The 16,104-nt window shown below is 56.9% G+C and carries 16 protein-coding genes; 8 read left to right on the forward strand and 8 right to left on the reverse strand.

The window, feature by feature from the left end; all coding sequences use genetic code 11:
- Positions 1 to 11 precede the first annotated feature (11 nt).
- The gene (locus N8E88_RS18310) at positions 12 to 995 is read right to left on the reverse strand and encodes an NAD(P)H-dependent glycerol-3-phosphate dehydrogenase (protein ID WP_262294915.1); all 984 of its coding nucleotides are present in this window, start codon (positions 993 to 995) and stop codon (positions 12 to 14) included.
- Positions 992 to 2,071: a tRNA (adenosine(37)-N6)-threonylcarbamoyltransferase complex transferase subunit TsaD gene (gene tsaD, locus N8E88_RS18315; protein ID WP_262294916.1), complete on the reverse strand. Its 1,080-nt coding sequence runs from the start codon at positions 2,069 to 2,071 to the stop codon at positions 992 to 994. Before tsaD ends, N8E88_RS18310 begins: the two co-directional genes overlap by 4 nt.
- Before the next feature lie 94 nt (positions 2,072 to 2,165).
- Here tsaD and hemC point away from each other — a divergent pair, with 94 nt between their 5' ends.
- The 6 genes from hemC (at position 2,166) to N8E88_RS18345 (ending at position 8,231) form a co-directional block, all read left to right on the forward strand.
- Positions 2,166 to 3,095, forward strand: coding sequence for a hydroxymethylbilane synthase (hemC, locus tag N8E88_RS18320; protein WP_262294917.1), 930 nt, complete (start codon positions 2,166 to 2,168; stop codon positions 3,093 to 3,095).
- Between the two features lie 2 nt (positions 3,096 to 3,097).
- Positions 3,098 to 3,832 carry a uroporphyrinogen-III synthase gene (locus N8E88_RS18325; RefSeq protein WP_262294918.1) on the forward strand — a complete coding sequence of 245 codons (735 nt, stop codon included), beginning with the start codon at positions 3,098 to 3,100 and terminating at the stop codon, positions 3,830 to 3,832.
- Positions 3,833 to 3,911: 79 nt separating this feature from the next.
- Complete coding sequence (locus N8E88_RS18330) at positions 3,912 to 5,207, forward strand: COG4223 family protein (RefSeq protein ID WP_262294919.1); 1,296 nt, start codon at positions 3,912 to 3,914, stop codon at positions 5,205 to 5,207.
- Positions 5,208 to 5,217: 10 nt separating this feature from the next.
- Complete coding sequence (locus N8E88_RS18335) at positions 5,218 to 6,897, forward strand: heme biosynthesis protein HemY (RefSeq protein WP_262294920.1); 1,680 nt, start codon at positions 5,218 to 5,220, stop codon at positions 6,895 to 6,897.
- 115 nt (positions 6,898 to 7,012) lie between these two features.
- Positions 7,013 to 7,486 carry a tellurite resistance TerB family protein gene (locus tag N8E88_RS18340; protein WP_262294921.1) on the forward strand — a complete coding sequence of 158 codons (474 nt, stop codon included), beginning with the start codon at positions 7,013 to 7,015 and terminating at the stop codon, positions 7,484 to 7,486.
- Positions 7,487 to 7,514: 28 nt separating this feature from the next.
- Positions 7,515 to 8,231: a glutamine amidotransferase gene (locus N8E88_RS18345; protein WP_262294922.1), complete on the forward strand. Its 717-nt coding sequence runs from the start codon at positions 7,515 to 7,517 to the stop codon at positions 8,229 to 8,231.
- Here the strand turns inward: N8E88_RS18345 and N8E88_RS18350 are convergent.
- Together N8E88_RS18350 and aqpZ are read right to left on the reverse strand one after the other, a co-directional pair.
- The gene (locus N8E88_RS18350; RefSeq protein ID WP_262294923.1) at positions 8,228 to 9,469 is read right to left on the reverse strand and encodes an MFS transporter; all 1,242 of its coding nucleotides are present in this window, start codon (positions 9,467 to 9,469) and stop codon (positions 8,228 to 8,230) included. The genes N8E88_RS18345 and N8E88_RS18350 overlap by 4 nt on opposite strands.
- A gap of 128 nt (positions 9,470 to 9,597) precedes the next feature.
- The gene (gene aqpZ / locus N8E88_RS18355; RefSeq protein WP_262294924.1) at positions 9,598 to 10,320 is read right to left on the reverse strand and encodes an aquaporin Z; all 723 of its coding nucleotides are present in this window, start codon (positions 10,318 to 10,320) and stop codon (positions 9,598 to 9,600) included.
- 256 nt (positions 10,321 to 10,576) lie between these two features.
- On the opposite strand from aqpZ, the gene N8E88_RS18360 reads away from it, so the two are divergent.
- Together N8E88_RS18360 and N8E88_RS18365 are read left to right on the forward strand one after the other, a co-directional pair.
- Positions 10,577 to 10,867, forward strand: a complete 291-nt coding sequence (locus N8E88_RS18360) for a YggT family protein (RefSeq protein ID WP_262294925.1) — start codon at positions 10,577 to 10,579, stop codon at positions 10,865 to 10,867.
- On the forward strand, positions 10,864 to 11,193 hold the full coding sequence (locus tag N8E88_RS18365) for a DUF167 family protein (protein ID WP_262294926.1): 330 nt from the start codon (positions 10,864 to 10,866) through the stop codon (positions 11,191 to 11,193). Before N8E88_RS18360 ends, N8E88_RS18365 begins: the two co-directional genes overlap by 4 nt.
- Positions 11,194 to 11,197: 4 nt before the next feature.
- Here the strand turns inward: N8E88_RS18365 and ppa are convergent, their stop codons facing one another.
- The 4 genes from ppa to mgtE form a co-directional block, all read right to left on the reverse strand.
- Entirely contained in the window at positions 11,198 to 11,734 is a 537-nt protein-coding gene (gene ppa / locus N8E88_RS18370) for an inorganic diphosphatase (protein ID WP_112525138.1), read from the reverse strand.
- A 167-nt stretch (positions 11,735 to 11,901) separates the two neighbouring features.
- The gene (locus N8E88_RS18375; protein ID WP_262294927.1) at positions 11,902 to 12,408 is read right to left on the reverse strand and encodes a GNAT family N-acetyltransferase; all 507 of its coding nucleotides are present in this window, start codon (positions 12,406 to 12,408) and stop codon (positions 11,902 to 11,904) included.
- A 123-nt stretch (positions 12,409 to 12,531) separates the two neighbouring features.
- Complete coding sequence (gene typA / locus N8E88_RS18380; RefSeq protein WP_262294928.1) at positions 12,532 to 14,361, reverse strand: translational GTPase TypA; 1,830 nt, start codon at positions 14,359 to 14,361, stop codon at positions 12,532 to 12,534.
- A gap of 138 nt (positions 14,362 to 14,499) precedes the next feature.
- Positions 14,500 to 15,885, reverse strand: coding sequence for a magnesium transporter (mgtE, locus tag N8E88_RS18385; RefSeq protein WP_262294929.1), 1,386 nt, complete (start codon positions 15,883 to 15,885; stop codon positions 14,500 to 14,502).
- Between the last annotated feature and the right edge of the window lie 219 nt (positions 15,886 to 16,104).

The following is a 16,104-nucleotide window of genomic DNA, read 5'->3' on the forward strand; positions in this document are numbered from 1 at the left end:
CGTCTCCAGGTTTAACTCTCGTTCTTTAGCGGCCGCGCCAGTAGCGCCTCCATGGCCTCGTCGATGGTGATGTGGCGGTCGAGTATTTGCGCGACAGTCGCAATGATCGGCGCTTCGATATTGTTGCGGACGGCAAGTTCCGCGGCAATCGCAGCCGTGGCCACGCCTTCGGCCAACGGTCGGCCAGTCAAATCTTCCCCGCGCCCGAGCGCAAGACCGTATGAATAATTACGCGATTGTGGTGTAGAGCAAGTAAGCATGAGATCGCCAAGCCCCGAAAGACCCATGATCGTCTCCGGCCTTGCGCCCATAGCCTCGCCGATCCGCCGCAATTCGACAAACCCGCGGGTGACCAGCGCCGCTTGGGCACTGGCACCAAAACCGCGGCCTATCGCTGCCCCGGCGGCAATGGCGAGCACATTCTTGAGTGCACCGCCGATTTCCACACCGATCAAATCATCGGTGGAATAACAGCGGAAAGTCGGACCGGACAGGATCAGGGCAATGCGGTCGGCAAGCGCCTGACTACGAGCGGCGACTGTTACCGCGGTCGGCAATCCCCTCGCCACATCGGTTGCAAAACTTGGCCCCGAAAGAGCGCCAAGGGTCTGATCGGGCATAATCCTGGCGACCAGTTCGGACATCAGCTGGCCACTGTGGCGCTCTATGCCTTTGGCGCAAATCACTAGCGGTGCGGCGACCGGAATGAGGTTTTTCAGTTCCTGTAGGGCGTCGGCAAGCGCTTGCGCCGGAATGACGCAAAGGATCACGTCAATTCCGGCCAGAACTTCCCGAGCGTCGATACTTGCCGTGAGTGCCGGATGCAGGTCTATTCCGGGCAGATAAGTCTCGTTACGATGGTATTTGTTGATGGAATCGACGGTTGTGGCGCTGCGTGCATACAGCCGGACGGCATTGCCGTTGCGGGCGGCCATTGTGCCAAGCGCCGTACCCCAGGCACCTCCGCCAATTACGGCAATCGAAGGCTCGCTCATGCCTTGGCTCCGCGCCGGCCAGCGCCGATCAAAGGCGTTGAATGCATGTCCAGTGGCCAGCGCGAGCGTGGCGCGATGTCGAGCGAATCGCCAAGTGTGAGACCAGCTCTTTCGGCACCTGCCCAGGCAATCATCGCGGCATTGTCGGTGCAAAGTGCCATGGGTGGTGCGATGAAGCGGAAGCCATTGTCCGAGCACAGACGCTGCAGGCCGTCGCGCAGAACCTTGTTTGCGGCAACTCCACCGGCAACAACCAATGCCGGCTCCTCGACGTCAGGGAAACTCGCGCGAAACCGTTGCAGCGAGCGTGAAACCCGGTCGTCAAGTGTGTCGGCGACGGCGGTTTGAAAGGCGGCGCAAATGTCGTTGACGTCGTCCTGTGACAAGGGTTCCAACGTGGTTGCCAGTTGCCGCACCGCTGTTTTCAAACCAGAAAAGGAGAAATCCAGTCGTTCCTCGCCCTTCAGCGGGCGTGGTAGTGTGAATCGGCTGGGATCGCCCGCCAGGGCCGCTTTTTCCACTTCAGGCCCTCCCGGATAGGGCAGGCCGAGTAGTTTGGCGGTCTTGTCGAATGCTTCACCGAGAGCATCGTCGATAGTCGTGCCTAGCCGCTCATAATCGCCGAGACCTTTGACCAGAACCATCTGCGTGTGGCCGCCGGAGACCAGCAGCAACAAATAAGGAAAATCGATGCGATCGGTCAAACGTGGGGTCAGAGCATGACCCTCGAGGTGATTAATGGCGTAGAAAGGCTTCTGACCGGCCATCGCGATCGCCTTTCCGGTCATCAAACCGACGATCAATCCGCCGATCAAGCCCGGACCTGCGGTGGCAGCCACGGCATCGACATCGCCCAGAGTTATCTGCGCCTCGTGCAGTGCCTGGCCAATCAATCGATCAAGCACCTCGACATGGGCGCGCGCAGCGATTTCCGGCACCACGCCGCCATAGGGCGCGTGTTCGTCGATCTGGCTCAGGACGACGTTCGAGAGGATGCGCCCATGGCCTTGGTCGTCGCGCTCGACTACCGCTGCCGCCGTTTCGTCACAGCTTGTTTCAATGCCTAGTACCCGCATCGGTAAACCTGATATCCTTCGCCGCATTGTCGACCTGCGAAAAGGTCGTTAGTAGAACGCTCAACTCGAATTCGCGTAACACGGACAGCCGCCAATGCAAACAAAAACGCTCAAGATTGGTACACGTGGGAGTGCACTGGCGCTCGCACAAGCCCATGAGACGCGTGACCTTCTGGTAAAGGCCCACGGACTTCGCGAAGAAGACATCGAAATCGTGGCCATTTCCACCAGCGGTGACCGGATACAGGATCGATCCCTGTCTGAAGTTGGCGGAAAAGGCTTGTTCACGCTCGAAATCGAAGAACAGCTTGCCGACGGGCGCCTCGATCTTGCCGTGCATTCATCAAAGGATATGCCAACCGTTCTGCCGCAAGGGTTGCACCTGTCTGTCTTCCTCGAACGCGAAGATCCCCGTGACGCATTCATTGGCCGCGAGGTAAAGACCTTCATGAATCTGCCGAAAGGCGCCGTGGTCGGTTCCGCCTCTCTGCGACGGCAGGCGCTGATCCATCGTGCACGCCCGGATCTGAAGGTGATCAATTTTCGTGGGAATGTCGAGACGCGGCTGCGCAAACTCGCGGACGGCGAGGTGGATGCAACATTCCTCGCTTATGCTGGTTTGAAACGTCTCGGCCTCGGTCACGTTGCAACCGAGCTTATGGATGCAAAAGCTTTTCCGCCAGCCCCTGGACAAGGTGCAATCACGGTAGAGAGCCGCATTGGTGATAATCGCATCGATGCGCTATTGGCGCCGCTCAACCACCTGCCGACCTCCACTGCACTGGCATGCGAACGCGCATTCCTCGGTTCGCTCGATGGTTCCTGCCGTACGCCAATCGCCGGTCTGGCGACCGTATCGGGAGGGAGGCTTCAATTCCATGGCATGATACTCTTGCCCGATGGCAGCGAGGTGCATGAGGTCACAGGTGACGGTGTACTCTCCGACGCTGTCGGCATCGGCCAGGACGCGGCGCTGCGGGTGCGCAAACTCGCAGGGCCACACTTCTTTTCGGATTGGTTCTGACGATGAAAACAGTTTTGGTCACACGGCCTCAGCCGGGCGCGATCAAAACTGCCGAACGTTTGCTTGGCGATGGCTTCCTGCCTCTGGTTTTGCCCCTGACCAAGATTGTTCCGCTTCCGGTAAAAACGCCCAGAGGAAAATTTGACGCGGTTGCGGTGACAAGTGCGAATGCATTGCGGCAGGCCCCGGACAAGATGTTGCGACCGTTCCTTGGGCTTCCCTGCTTTGTTGTCGGAGAAGCGACCGCAGCCGCGGCGCGCGCCCGCGGGTTCGAAACGGTGACAACGGGGGACAGAGATGGCGTCTCGCTTGCTCAAACCATAGGTGAGGAGTTATGTGCCGGCGCCCGCGTTCTTTATGTGACAGGGCGCGTTCGCGCGCCGGATTTTGAGCATGCTCTCCGTACATCAGGGATGCAATTTAAGCCCGTAATGGCCTACGATACTGTTTTAGTCAGTTATACGACTGAGTTTCTCTTAGAATTTTTCAGCAAGGGCGAGATAGATCACTGCCTCCTGTATTCTCGCTGGGGCGCTGAAGAGTTCTTGCGTCTGAGAGGCCGGGGAAATATTGCCCATCATTTTGATAACACATCGATTTTCTGCCTATCCCCTCGTGTGGCAAATGCGCTGACTGAAGTGGATCAAGCTTTAATCCATGTGGCAAACAGCCCCGATGAAGACGCTCTCTTCGAGCTTCTGCAGCAGGCGCAGGACGCTTCCTGCTCGTCGCAATGAATGTGTGTAGTTTCGCTGCCGGAACTTCCTTGCTAACTTCGGGTTTACGAGAAGTCTTACGTTCAGGAAAAGTCTGTCCATGGCCAAATCATCTGTTCCGCGTCATTCGAAGTCTGCCCGCAAACCCGTGACAATCGAACTGGCGCCATTGGCGGTCGACAAAGCTGCATCCAAGGCCGACGTACCGCAGCCCGAACCGGTCGGCTTCGACCCAAGCGCTGACGCGAAGGCAGATGTAGCAGAGAAGTCAAAGGAAAAGCAGCGCGAAGAGGCCCCAAAGATTTCGCATTCTTCGGAGTCCGGGCAGTCATTTGGGCGAACCAATTCCTCCGCTCAATCGACTGCTTCGCGACCAACGGTGTCGTCCTCCGGATCAAAGCCAAATGACCCATTGGGCCGCTTTGTAGCAGGAATCATTGGCGGCATTGTAGCTCTTGTCGGCGCTGCGGCGCTGCAATGGGCGGGCGTCCTGCCATCGCCAAAGGCGGATACTTCAGCGCTCGAGCAACAGATAGCTGAATTGCGAGATGCGCGACCAGCGGCTCAGACGCTGGATGAGGGTGCGCAGGTGGCGCTTAACGGCGCCGTGGAGAACGCCAAACAAGCCGCAAGCCAGGTTTCTGGGCTTTCCGCGGAGCTTGTCGCACTCAAGCAAAGTATTGCGGATATTCAGACAAGCGCCGGCTCCGGCGCAGTCGTAGATACGAGTGGTATTGACGGGCGCCTCGCTGCCCTGGAGACCCAACTGAACAGCAGCCAGCAACAGGCGGAGCAGGCCGGTGGCGTCGCTGCGGGCGCCACGGAGCGGTTGAATGCCCTGGAGGCGAAAGTCAACGATCCCTCGGCGCAGGCCAATATGGCGCTTGCCATGGCGGCAACGGGCATGAAGGCCGCTATCGATCGTGGCGAGCCGTTCGCGGCCGAACTGGATACGTACGTGGCCGTTGCGCCACAAGGCGGAGAGGTCGAGAGCCTCCGTGGGTTTGCTGCGAAGGGCATTCCGACGCTCAATACGCTGGTCAGCCAGTTCGCGGACGTCGCTCCCAAAATCATTGCAAGCGCCCACACAGTGGATCCCAATGCCGGGGTGGTCGATCGCTTGTGGGCAAGCGCGAGCAGCTTGGTGCAGGCGCGTCCGGTCGGTATGGTTGAGGGCGAGGGCGTCGATGCAATCACGGCACGGATCGAGGCGCATTTGAATGCAGGCGACCTTAGGCTCGCCATTGCCGAATGGGAGAAACTGCCGGAGAATGCCAAGGCCGTTTCAATGGATTTCGCCAACGCGATGAAAGCCCGGCAAAGGGCTGGGGACGTCGTGTCGAAGGCCTTGTCCGATGCCTTGACCGGCATCAAGTCCCCAGCAGCGGCCAATTAGGAGCAAGATCATGATTCGTATCCTGTTCTTCCTCCTTGTCGTTCTCCTCCTCGGTGTCGGTTTCGCTTGGCTTGCAGATCGGCCTGGCGATCTGGTCGTTACCCTTGGCGGCATGCAGTACAAGGTCACCCTGATGGTGGCGGCTTCTGCGATCGTGGCGATTGTCGCCGCGGTCATGTTGACCTGGTGGATTGTCAAAAGCCTCATCACATCGCCTTACGCGCTGCGCCGCCATTTCCGTGCGCGCAAACGCGATCGGGGCTACCAGTCGCTGTCGACTGGACTGATCGCGGCAGGTGCCGGTGATAGCGAGACTGCACGCAGAATGATCAAACAGGCGGAAAAACTGCTGAACGTCGATCAGGAGCCGCTGATCAAACTGCTTGATGCCCAGTCCGCCATGCTTGAAGGGCGCGCCGATGACGCGCGGGACAAATTCGAAGCCATGCTCGAAGATCCGGAAACGAAGCTTCTCGGGTTACGGGGCCTTTACCTCGAAGCTCAGCGCCTTGGCGCACGGGATGCTTCCAGGCATTACGCTGAGGAAGCCGCTTTGCTGGCTCCGAATGTCGAATGGGCAGCTTCGGCGGCTCTTGGCCAAAAAACCACCCATGGTGATTGGGATGGAGCGCTCTTGCTGCTCGAAAAGCAGAGAGCGGCCAAACAGCTCGACAAGGAGAAGGCCAAGCGCGAGCGCGCGGTGCTCTTGACGGCCAAGGCAATCGAAACCTTCGAAACTGATCCGGCTAGCGCCAAATCGACTGCCATCGAGGCGAATAAAATGGCTCCCGATCTCATACCGGCTGCGGTCATTGCCGCGAAAACATTGTTTAGCCAAGGCGACTTGCGCAAAGGATCGAAAGTCTTGGAATATAGCTGGAAGAAGCAACCTCATCCGGAAGTTGCCGAAACCTATGTACACGCGCGGCTTGGCGATTCGGTGTTGGATCGCCTCAAGCGCGCCCGTCATCTGGCGTCGCTCTATCCACATCACCCTGAGTCGAGCCTGGCCATCGCCCAGGCCGCGCTGGCTGCAGGCGAATTAAAGGAAGCGAGAGAGGCAGCGGAAGCGGTGCTCCGCAGTGCACCGCGCGAGAGCGCATATCTTCTACTGGCCGATATCGAAGAAGCGCAAACGGGCGATCAGGGCCGCGTCCGGCAGTGGCTGTCGCGTGCCGTCAAGGCGCCACGCGATCCCGCCTGGACGGCCGATGGCTACGTTTCGGAACGCTGGGCACCAGCATCTCCGGTGACGGGCAGGCTCGACGCCTTCGAATGGAAGGTTCCCGTTGAACAGCTCGGTCCGGTGATCGATTCCGGCGACGATTTCGACAATGCGTTGGCAAAGGAACCAGCGCGGCCTCGCGACGAAGTGAAGCCGCTCATATCGGCCAAGCCAGTCGTTCTGGAAGCGGAGAGGCCAGTTTCCAAGGAAGATCGCGGCCAAACGGATGTCGTCGATGCTGAAATCGTACAACTTGAGCCACCGGTAGACTCTAGGGAAAGGCCGGCCTCGAAGCCCACAGAAACGGTCAATCCGGAGAGAATAGCTTCCGTTCTGCCTGCATTTCCGGAGAAACCAATGCAATCCAAGGAAAAAGATGAGGAATTTGTCTTTCCTGTCCCGGATGACCCGGGCGTGCGGCCTAAAGATGGCGCAGAACGAACCAAGAAGTTCCGGCTATTCTGATCATCCAAACGTGATGATCGCCGCCGTCTTTGCGGCAAGATGTACAGTGGTTTAGGCATATAAACAGCTATATGGGTGGTTCAGCCCTCCAGATAGACGCGAAAGATTTCCCTTTATGCTCGATAGTCTCGTGACGTTTTTCAAATCCTTGCCGTCGGGTGACAGCAAGGAGCATTTTTCAAGGAAAGATCCGCGCCTTGCGGCAGCAGCCTTGCTGTTCCATGTGATGGATGCAGACGGTAACCGCGGCAAGGCGGAGCGCAAACGCGTCTCACAGCTGATTTCCGAGGCCTATGGCCTGAAGGGCGAGGCGCTGAAGCGCTTGCTTGACGAGGGCGAACAAGCGGACCAGGAGGCAGTCGACCTTTACAGTTTCACCAGCATCATCAAGCGCAATCTTGACGAAGAGGCGCGCATCAGATTCATTGAGCTGATGTGGGATGTCGTCTTTGCTGATGGTAGCGCGCATGAGCTGGAGGATAATGTCGTCTGGCGTGTCGCGGAACTGATCGGCGTATCGACACGCGATCGGGTGACTATGAAACGACAGGCAGCGGTTCGCGCAAAACAGACGGTGCAAGAGGAATAGGCTTAAGCGAATGTACCAAACTGGATGGATGGAAAGCGGACAGTCGCATCGTCCCAAGATCCTGACGGTGCTGCACCAGGAGCGTTCCAGTCCCGGCCGCGTCGGCCATTTGCTGATCGAGGCCGGTTTTGCTCTCGACATTCGCCGCCCGCCTCTTGGAGATACCTTACCCGTAACACTGGAAGACCATGCAGGCGCCGTTATTTTTGGCGGCCCGATGAGTGCCAATGATTCGGAAGAATTTGTACGCGCAGAAACCGATTGGCTGTCCGTACCTCTCGCTGAAGACAAGCCCTTTCTCGGCATTTGCCTGGGCGCACAGATGCTTGCCAACCACCTCGGCGGTCGTGTTGGCCCTCATCCGGATGGCCTTGTCGAAATAGGCTGGTATCCGCTCGAACCGACAGAAGCCGGTCGCGCACTAATGGACTGGCCGTCGATGGTTTATCATTTCCATCGCGAAGGTTTTGAATTGCCGCAGACAGCAACCTTGCTGGCGACGGGCAGCTCCTACCCTAATCAGGCGTTCCGGTATGGCAACAATGCCTGGGGCGTCCAGTTCCATGCGGAACTGACGCGGGCCATGATGCATCGTTGGGTTGTGCGTGGCGCGGAACGCTTTACCCTGTGCGGTGCGCAGCAGGGCCGCGACCATCTGGATGGCCGCATGATTTACGACGCCGTTCTCAGGGCCTGGCTGCACCGCTTCCTTGCGACGATTTTCGGCATTCCCGTAAAAGTCTAGGTCCTGCCCTGCAAATTCCGTGCCTTGCGCAATTGCGGGAACCAATAGGCCCAAAGGCCGGCAACGGCCACCGTTCCGATGCCACCGAAGACAACAGCAGGCACCGTACCGATCAGGGATGCCATAACACCAGCGCGGAATTCGCCTAGTTCGTTGGATGCGCCGACAAAAACCATGTTAACGGCATTGACCCTCCCTCGCACATGGTCCGGTGTCCACAATTGCAACAGTGTCTCGCGGATATAGACGCTGATCATGTCGGCTGCACCCATCAAAGCAAGTACCACGATCGATAACCAAGCAATATCGGAAATGCCGAACATGACCGTGAGCAAACCGAAGAGCGCCACGAAGGCAAACATGATCATTCCAGCATGGTCGCGAATGGGATGCCCGGTCAACCAGACCGCCGTTGCAATGGCGCCAATGCCGGGCGCAGCTCTCAGCATGCCTAAGCCCCACGGGCCGAGCTGCAAGATATCACGCGCGTAAACTGGCAGAAGTGCCACGGCCCCACCGAGCAGTACAGCAAACAGATCAAGCGAAATCGCGCCAAGAACAATCTTTTCCTTCCATATGTAGTGGAAGCCGGCCAGCAGAGTCTGAAACGATCTTGTTTCGTGCAGCGTATGCTGGGCGGGTTTGGCAATGGAAAACGTGCTCAGGGTCGCGATGACAAGCATTGCACTGGCGACGCCGTAGGCTGCGACAGGAGAGACACCGTAGAGCAGTCCCCCGGCGACCGGTCCGACGATCGTTGCAATTTGCCAGGCCGACGAGTTCCAGGACACGGCGTTGGAAAATGCCTCCGCTGGTACAAGATTAACGACTAACGACGAGGAGGCTGGTCCAAGGAACGCTCTGCCGACACCAAATCCCGCGAGAATGATGAAAACCAACGATGGCGTAAACAGGTGGGTTATCGTCAACAAGAGCAGCAGAGCGGCGCAAATCACCTCGACACACAAGGAAAGCCCCATGATCAATCGCCGCCCGAAGCGGTCGGAAGCTGCGCCGGTAATGAGCACGAGCAGCAGCGATGGTGCGAATTGTACCAGCCCAACGATGCCCAGATAAAAGGGATCGCGCGTCAGATCATAGATCTGCCAGCCGACGGAGACGCTGATGATCTGGATGGCAAATGAGCCAAAGAAGCGTGCTAGCCAATAGCGGGTAAAGGACGAATGGCGAAACGCGGCATAACGATCATGCGCAGCATTCGTTTCGGAGATGGTCATTTCGTTGAAAGGCTCCGGAATCGGGAGCTTTCTTCTAGACCAGTTTAGGGAGAATGGGGATAAGGAGAATCAGAAATATTATGAGAGAGGAAAAGCAAATGGGCCGGCCCGAACCGGCCCATTTTCGTTCAAGCCGCGTTTACAGCTGCAGTAACAGAAGCGTCTGAATCTTTGCTGAGCAAGGATTTCCAGATGATTGCGCCGAGTACCGCGCCGATGAGCGGGGCGAACCAGAACAGCCAGAGCTGGCCAAGCGCGGCGGTTTCCGCGAAAAGGGCGACGCCGGTGGAACGTGCCGGATTGACGGAGGTATTTGTCACCGGAATCGAAACCAGATGTATCAGCGTCAGGCCGAGACCAATCGGGATCGGTGCAAACCCAGTCGGAACGGAAGCCGAGGTCGCACCGAGAATGATCATGATGAAGAACGCAGTGAAGACGATTTCTGTGACAAGTGCGGCGACCAAGCCATACTTGCCGGGCGAAAGGTCACCGTAACCGTTGGAAGCGAATCCACCGGCAGTAAAGTCCGCCTTGCCGGATGCAATCAGGTAAAGGACGGCAGCCGCGACGATGGCACCGACAACCTGTGCGATCCAATAGGGAATGAGATCCTTGAAGTCGAAGCGTCCCGCAACGGCAAGGCCGAGCGAAACAGCGGGATTGAAATGGCCGCCGGAAATTCCGCCGACCGCATAGGCCATGGTTAGAACCGTAAGACCAAACGCAAAGGCAACACCAAGCAAACCAATACCGACATCAGGAAATGCAGCGGCAATAACGGCACTGCCGCAACCGCCGAGGACAAGCCAGAATGTGCCGAAGAACTCGGCCGACAGTTTATTGAGCATGGAAACCCCCTTGGATGAAAAGCGGGCCGGGATAGCCCGAATCACGACGCAAATTTATTCCGGTTTTTTAAATTCAACAATATCGGTAAAGATCAACAGGTCGTAATACCTTAGGCGCAGTCGATGTCGTGAATAGTCTGGCACGAATACTGTCACAATAATATCTGGACTGAGCCGTCTGCGTCTAGGTCCATCGCCGCCTCTTGCTCGCGAGCCAGCCAGTCGCTACATGTCGTGGAAATCTTAGGAGACCTGTATGCTCGCCCTCATCCGCACCATCGATCTGGCTCTCGACATTTACACCTGGATTCTCATTGCCAGTGCGATCTTCTCATGGCTCTATGCCTTCAACGTCATCAATTCCAGCAACCGGTTCGTTGCCTCGATAGGAGATTTTCTCTATCGCATCACCGAACCTGCATTGCGACCCATTCGCCGCTTTCTTCCTGACCTCGGCGGTATCGATATTTCCCCGATCGTCCTTTTGTTGATCATCTTCTTCATTCGCCAGTTTCTCTGGACGACGATCGCACCGATTCTGGTTTGATCAAAAAACCACAGCATTTCCGCAAGGAGCGTGACGGGATCACTCTCTTTGTGCGGCTGACGCCGAAATCGGCTAAGGATGCGATTGAAGGTGTGGAAGAGACAGATGATGGGCGCTCCCATCTCAAAGCACGGGTGCGGGCGGTTCCTGAAGACGGAAGGGCCAATGCAGCACTGGTAAAGCTACTGGCGAAGCAACTGGATCTTTCGGCGCGAGATGTAACGATTGCTGCAGGAGCAACTTCGCGACTGAAGCAGGTGAGAATTTCGGGCGATCCTGACGAACTGGCTTTGAAGCTTGCCGTTCTTGAACCGCCCGAATATTGAGCGATCAGGCCTTCTTGGCGTTGTGGCGTTCGATTGCTTCGGTGATGAGCTGGCGGGCGGCATCTTCATCGCCCCAATCCCCAATCTTCACCCATTTGCCGGGTTCCAGATCCTTGTAGTGCTCGAAGAAATGCTGGATCTGTTTGAGCGTGATGTCGGGAAGATCGGTGTAGTTGTGCACCTTCTCGTACCGTAGCGTCAGGTGAGGTGAAGGAACAGCAATGATCTTTTCGTCCTGTCCCTTATTGTCTTCCATGACGAGGACACCGATCGGGCGGACATTGATCACACTCGTAGGCATCAGAGCGCGTGTATTGCAGATCAACACATCTATGGGGTCGCCATCATCCGACAACGTATGCGGCACGAAACCGTAATTGCCCGGATAGGTCATGGGCGTGTGCAGGAAGCGATCGACGAACAACGCGCCCGAATCCTTATCGAGCTCGTACTTGATCGGTTGACCGCCAACCGGGACCTCGATGATAACGTTTACATCTTCAGGGGGATTGTTGCCGACAGCAATGGCATCGATGCGCATATTTTCAGAGTCCTTATGAAGTATGGAAGTCCTGTACTGATTTTTATACCGCGGCGCAACAATGCCGTCGATCCTATGTAAGGAAAACGATTGATAGGCTCATTAAGAGCGAATGGCAAAACACAACTCGGGATTTGAGTGCGAGAAGAATCTGGCCTAAACCAGCATCAATTCCAGACAAAAGCGACCTTCTTGAGCGTCTTGCCATCGAAACACTCGACACCCTCGGCGACATCGCGGCCACCGGCGCTCTGGTAGAATGAAATCGCAAGGTCGTTGTCCTCGAGCGCCCAGATCACCATACCCTTCAGGCCTTGATCGCCGAGACTGCGGCGAGCGGCGCCCAGGAGGCGGGTGCCCAGACCAAAGCCTTGGTATTCCGGCCTGACATAGAGTTCGTAAATTTCACCCTGTTGCTGCAACTGGCGGGCGCGGTTTGGCCCAAGCGTCGCGTAGCCGGCAACGATGCCGCCAACATCGGCTACAAGGATCTGTGTCGAGCGCTGGATCGCCTTTGCCCACCAATTGGCGCCGCGCCGCTCCAACATGTTGTTGAGCGCGCGGTGGGGTATGATACCTGCATATGCGCCTTTCCAGGCAGCCAGATGGATGGCTGAAATCGCCACTGCATCGGCCATATGCGCCCGTCTTATCTCGATCACATGGGTGTTCATGGTCCCTTAATCATAGACCCGCAACGCGCGAGTTCGCAACATCCAAAAAAGCGTTTTGGGCATGTACGAAAACAAAAAAAACGGCGAAGATCGCCGCTTTTGTCTCACGCAGAACATCGATGGTTAGGCAGCGCCTGCAGTCTTGCTGCTCTTTTCGAAACGCTTGCGCTCGTTCGGATCGAGGTAAAGCTTGCGCAGACGAATTGATTTCGGAGTTACTTCCATCAGCTCGTCGTCCTGAATCCAGGCAAGCGCACGTTCCAGAGTCATGCGGATCGGTGGAGTCAACTTGACAGCTTCATCCTTGCCTGCAGCACGAATGTTGGTCAGCTTTTTGCCTTTGAGGATGTTCACTTCAAGATCGTTGTCGCGCGAATGGATGCCGATGATCATGCCGGCATAGACCTTTATGCCAGCCTCGATAATCATTGCGCCGCGATCTTCAAGGTTCCACATGGCGAAAGCTACGGACTCTCCCTGATCGTTGGAGATCAGAACGCCATTGGTTCGGCCGGCGATTTCACCCTTGAAAGGCTCGTAGGCACGGAAAAGGCGATTCATGATCGCGGTGCCACGCGTATCGGTCAAAAGCTCCGACTGGTAGCCGATGAGCCCGCGCGTCGGCGCATAGAATACCATGCGAACGCGATTACCACCGGATGGACGCAGCTCGACCATTTCAGCCTTACGTTCGGACATCTTCTGGACAACGGTGCCGGAATATTCCTCGTCGACGTCAATCAGCACTTCTTCGATGGGCTCGAGCAAAGTGCCGGAGTCATCTCTTTTCAAAACGACGCGAGGGCGCGATATACTTAGTTCAAAACCCTCACGGCGCATGTTTTCAATGAGAACCGCGAGCTGCAATTCGCCGCGACCCGAGACGAAGAAGGAATCCTTGTCGTCGGATTCCTCGACCTTCAGCGCGACATTGCCTTCAGCTTCCTTCATCAGGCGGTCGCGAATGACACGGCTCGTAACCTTGTCGCCTTCGGTGCCGGCAAGCGGACTGTCGTTGACGATAAAGGACATGGTAACTGTTGGCGGATCGATCGGCTGTGCATGCAGGGCTTCGGTCACTTCGAGTGCGCAGAACGTGTCCGCGACGGTGCCTTTCTGCAGGCCTGCGATAGCGACGATGTCACCGGCATGGGCTTCTTCGATCGGCTGGCGTTCAAGACCGCGGAACGCCAGGATCTTCGAGATACGGCCAGTTTCGAGCTGAGTGCCATCGCCATGCAAAACTTTGACCTGCTGGTTCGACTTGACGGTACCAGAATGAATGCGGCCGGTGATGATGCGGCCAAGGAATGGATCGGCTTCAAGGATGGTGCCGATCATCTTGAATGGACCTTCACCGACAGTGGGCGCAGGGACGTGATCGAGAACCATGTCAAACAGCGCTGCCAGACCCTGATCTTTCGGACCTTCCGGGCTCGTCGCCATCCAGCCGTTACGGCCGGAGCCGTAAAGAATTGGAAAATCGAGCTGTTCGTCCGTAGCATCAAGAGCGGCGAAGAGGTCGAAAACTTCGTTCACGACTTCTTCGTGGCGGGCGTCGGGACGATCGATCTTGTTGATCGCTACGATTGGACGAAGACCAACTTTCAAAGCCTTGCCAACGACGAACTTCGTCTGCGGCATGGGGCCTTCTGCAGCATCGACCAGAACGATAGCGCCGTCCACCATGCTGAGGATACGTTCGACTTCGCCGCCAAAATCGGCGTGGCCGGGGGTGTCGACGATATTGATGCGTGTATCTTTCCAGATGACGGAGGTCGCCTTGGCGAGGATTGTGATCCCGCGCTCGCGCTCTATGTCATTGGAATCCATCATCCTTTCGCCAACCCGCTGGTTTTCGCGGAAGTTGCCAGACTGTTTCAATAGTTCGTCAACGAGCGTGGTTTTGCCATGGTCAACGTGTGCGATGATCGCGATGTTGCGCAGTTTCATAAGGTTCTCTTTTGGAGGATTGTGGACGCCATCTGAGCTGCGCCGCTTTACATTTGCGCGCTCCATACATGTTTTTTCGCAAACGCGAAAGGGGGCAAAGCGTTTTGGCCCGCATGACAGCCATGCAGACCAAAAGGTTTAAAGCAATGTTCCCGACAGGATTATCAAGGCGATACTGAAGTAAATCACCAATCCGGTTACATCAACGAGCGTTGCCACGAACGGCGCCGAGGCGCTCGCAGGATCGAAGCCGAGCTTTTGCATGGCGAATGGCAGCATGGACCCGGCCAGCGAGCCGAATGTCACGATCCCGACCAGCGCCGTGCCGACGGTTGCAGCGACGAGCGGCCAGTGCTGGCCATAATCATAGAGACCCAACATTTGCCACGTCGCAATCCGGACCACGCCGATCAGCCCGAGGAACGAGCCGAGCACGAGGCCTGTCGGGATTTCGCGCAATGCGACCCGCCACCAATCCTTCAACCGCAATTCCTGCAACGCCAGGGCGCGGATGAGCAAAGACGTGGCTTGAGAGCCGGAATTGCCGCCGGAACTCATGATAAGCGGAATAAAAAGAGTCAAAACGACTGCTTTCTCCAATTCCCCTTCAAAATGCTGCATGGCGCTGGCGGTCAGCATTTCGCTCAAGAACAACACGCCAAGCCAACCGGCGCGTTTGCGCAGCATCTGCACGAAGCCGATTTGCATGTAGGGCTTGTTCAAAGCCTCCATGCCGCCGAACTTCAGCGTATCCTCGGTCATCTCCTGGGTCATGGCGTCGATCACGTCATCCACGGTGACGATACCGATGATCTGGTCGCTGTCATTTACCACCGGGACGGCGAGCAGATCATGCTTGCGAAAAAGCCGTGCCACGTCTTCCTGGTCAGTCAGCGGGGCAACGGTCACGGGGGCGACGTCGCGGCCAATACTCATGATCGAAGCGTCCGGTTCGCTGGTGATCAAGCGGCGCAGGGTTACGACCCGCAACAGATTTTTCGTTGCAGGATCAGTAACATAGATGGCATAGATGGTCTCCCTCGACCGCTCCACTTCGCGAATGTGCTGCAGCGTTTGCGTGGCGGTCCAGTTGGACGGCACGCTGACGAATTCGGTCGTCATCAGGCTGCCCGCCGTATGCGGCGGATAGCGCAGGAGCTTGCGCAATGCGGCCGTCGTTTCTGGCCCGAGACCGACAACAAGCCGGGCCCGGGTCTTGGTATCGAACTCGTGAAAGATGTCGGTGACACGGTCGATCGACATTGCGTCAAGGAGTTGCCGCGCGGTCTCGGCCGGCAATCCCTTTATGATACCGGCAGCATCATGCAACTCCGGCTGATCAAGGATCAGGACGGCGTGCTCGTGCGGCATGTCGGCAAGAATCTCAATGGATTCAGATAGTTCGAGCTCATTGAGAAGTTCGATCGCATCTGCAGCATGCATGGTTGCAAGCTGTTCTGCGAGGGTCAGCACGGATGCCAGCTCGGCATTGTCCGCACCTGTGGGAAAGCGAAGATCGTTCATTTTAGCTCGCCTTTCTGTCGATCCGCCGTCACAGGGGATCGAGGCGAGCTGATCTCAGATCAGGCCACGATCGCCGTTGACGGCGCAAACAATCGACTACTACTGTCGTCGCTGGGCATGAGAGATTTAACTCCGGTTGAAGATATACAGACTTGTGGACACAGGTCCGCACGATGTGCATTTGGTCCTGTCGAACGTCAAAGTCAAGCCTTTTGATTT

The organism is Phyllobacterium zundukense, from assembly GCF_025452195.1.
GTDB lineage: Bacteria > Pseudomonadota > Alphaproteobacteria > Rhizobiales > Rhizobiaceae > Phyllobacterium > Phyllobacterium zundukense_A.

What these genes read in the sequence shown, in the direction of transcription:
- N8E88_RS18310 (WP_262294915.1), bottom strand. Translation starts at nt 995, where the DNA reads ATGAGCGAGCCTTCGATTGCCGTAATTGGCGGAGGTGCCTGGGGTACG.
- tsaD (WP_262294916.1), bottom strand. Translation starts at nt 2,071, where the DNA reads ATGCGGGTACTAGGCATTGAAACAAGCTGTGACGAAACGGCGGCAGCG.
- hemC (WP_262294917.1), top strand. Translation starts at nt 2,166, where the DNA reads ATGCAAACAAAAACGCTCAAGATTGGTACACGTGGGAGTGCACTGGCG.
- N8E88_RS18325 (WP_262294918.1), top strand. Translation starts at nt 3,098, where the DNA reads ATGAAAACAGTTTTGGTCACACGGCCTCAGCCGGGCGCGATCAAAACT.
- N8E88_RS18330 (WP_262294919.1), top strand. Translation starts at nt 3,912, where the DNA reads ATGGCCAAATCATCTGTTCCGCGTCATTCGAAGTCTGCCCGCAAACCC.
- N8E88_RS18335 (WP_262294920.1), top strand. Translation starts at nt 5,218, where the DNA reads ATGATTCGTATCCTGTTCTTCCTCCTTGTCGTTCTCCTCCTCGGTGTC.
- N8E88_RS18340 (WP_262294921.1), top strand. Translation starts at nt 7,013, where the DNA reads ATGCTCGATAGTCTCGTGACGTTTTTCAAATCCTTGCCGTCGGGTGAC.
- N8E88_RS18345 (WP_262294922.1), top strand. Translation starts at nt 7,515, where the DNA reads ATGGAAAGCGGACAGTCGCATCGTCCCAAGATCCTGACGGTGCTGCAC.
- N8E88_RS18350 (WP_262294923.1), bottom strand. Translation starts at nt 9,469, where the DNA reads ATGACCATCTCCGAAACGAATGCTGCGCATGATCGTTATGCCGCGTTT.
- aqpZ (WP_262294924.1), bottom strand. Translation starts at nt 10,320, where the DNA reads ATGCTCAATAAACTGTCGGCCGAGTTCTTCGGCACATTCTGGCTTGTC.
- N8E88_RS18360 (WP_262294925.1), top strand. Translation starts at nt 10,577, where the DNA reads ATGCTCGCCCTCATCCGCACCATCGATCTGGCTCTCGACATTTACACC.
- ppa (WP_112525138.1), bottom strand. Translation starts at nt 11,734, where the DNA reads ATGCGCATCGATGCCATTGCTGTCGGCAACAATCCCCCTGAAGATGTA.
- N8E88_RS18375 (WP_262294927.1), bottom strand. Translation starts at nt 12,408, where the DNA reads ATGAACACCCATGTGATCGAGATAAGACGGGCGCATATGGCCGATGCA.
- typA (WP_262294928.1), bottom strand. Translation starts at nt 14,361, where the DNA reads ATGAAACTGCGCAACATCGCGATCATCGCACACGTTGACCATGGCAAA.
- mgtE (WP_262294929.1), bottom strand. Translation starts at nt 15,885, where the DNA reads ATGAACGATCTTCGCTTTCCCACAGGTGCGGACAATGCCGAGCTGGCA.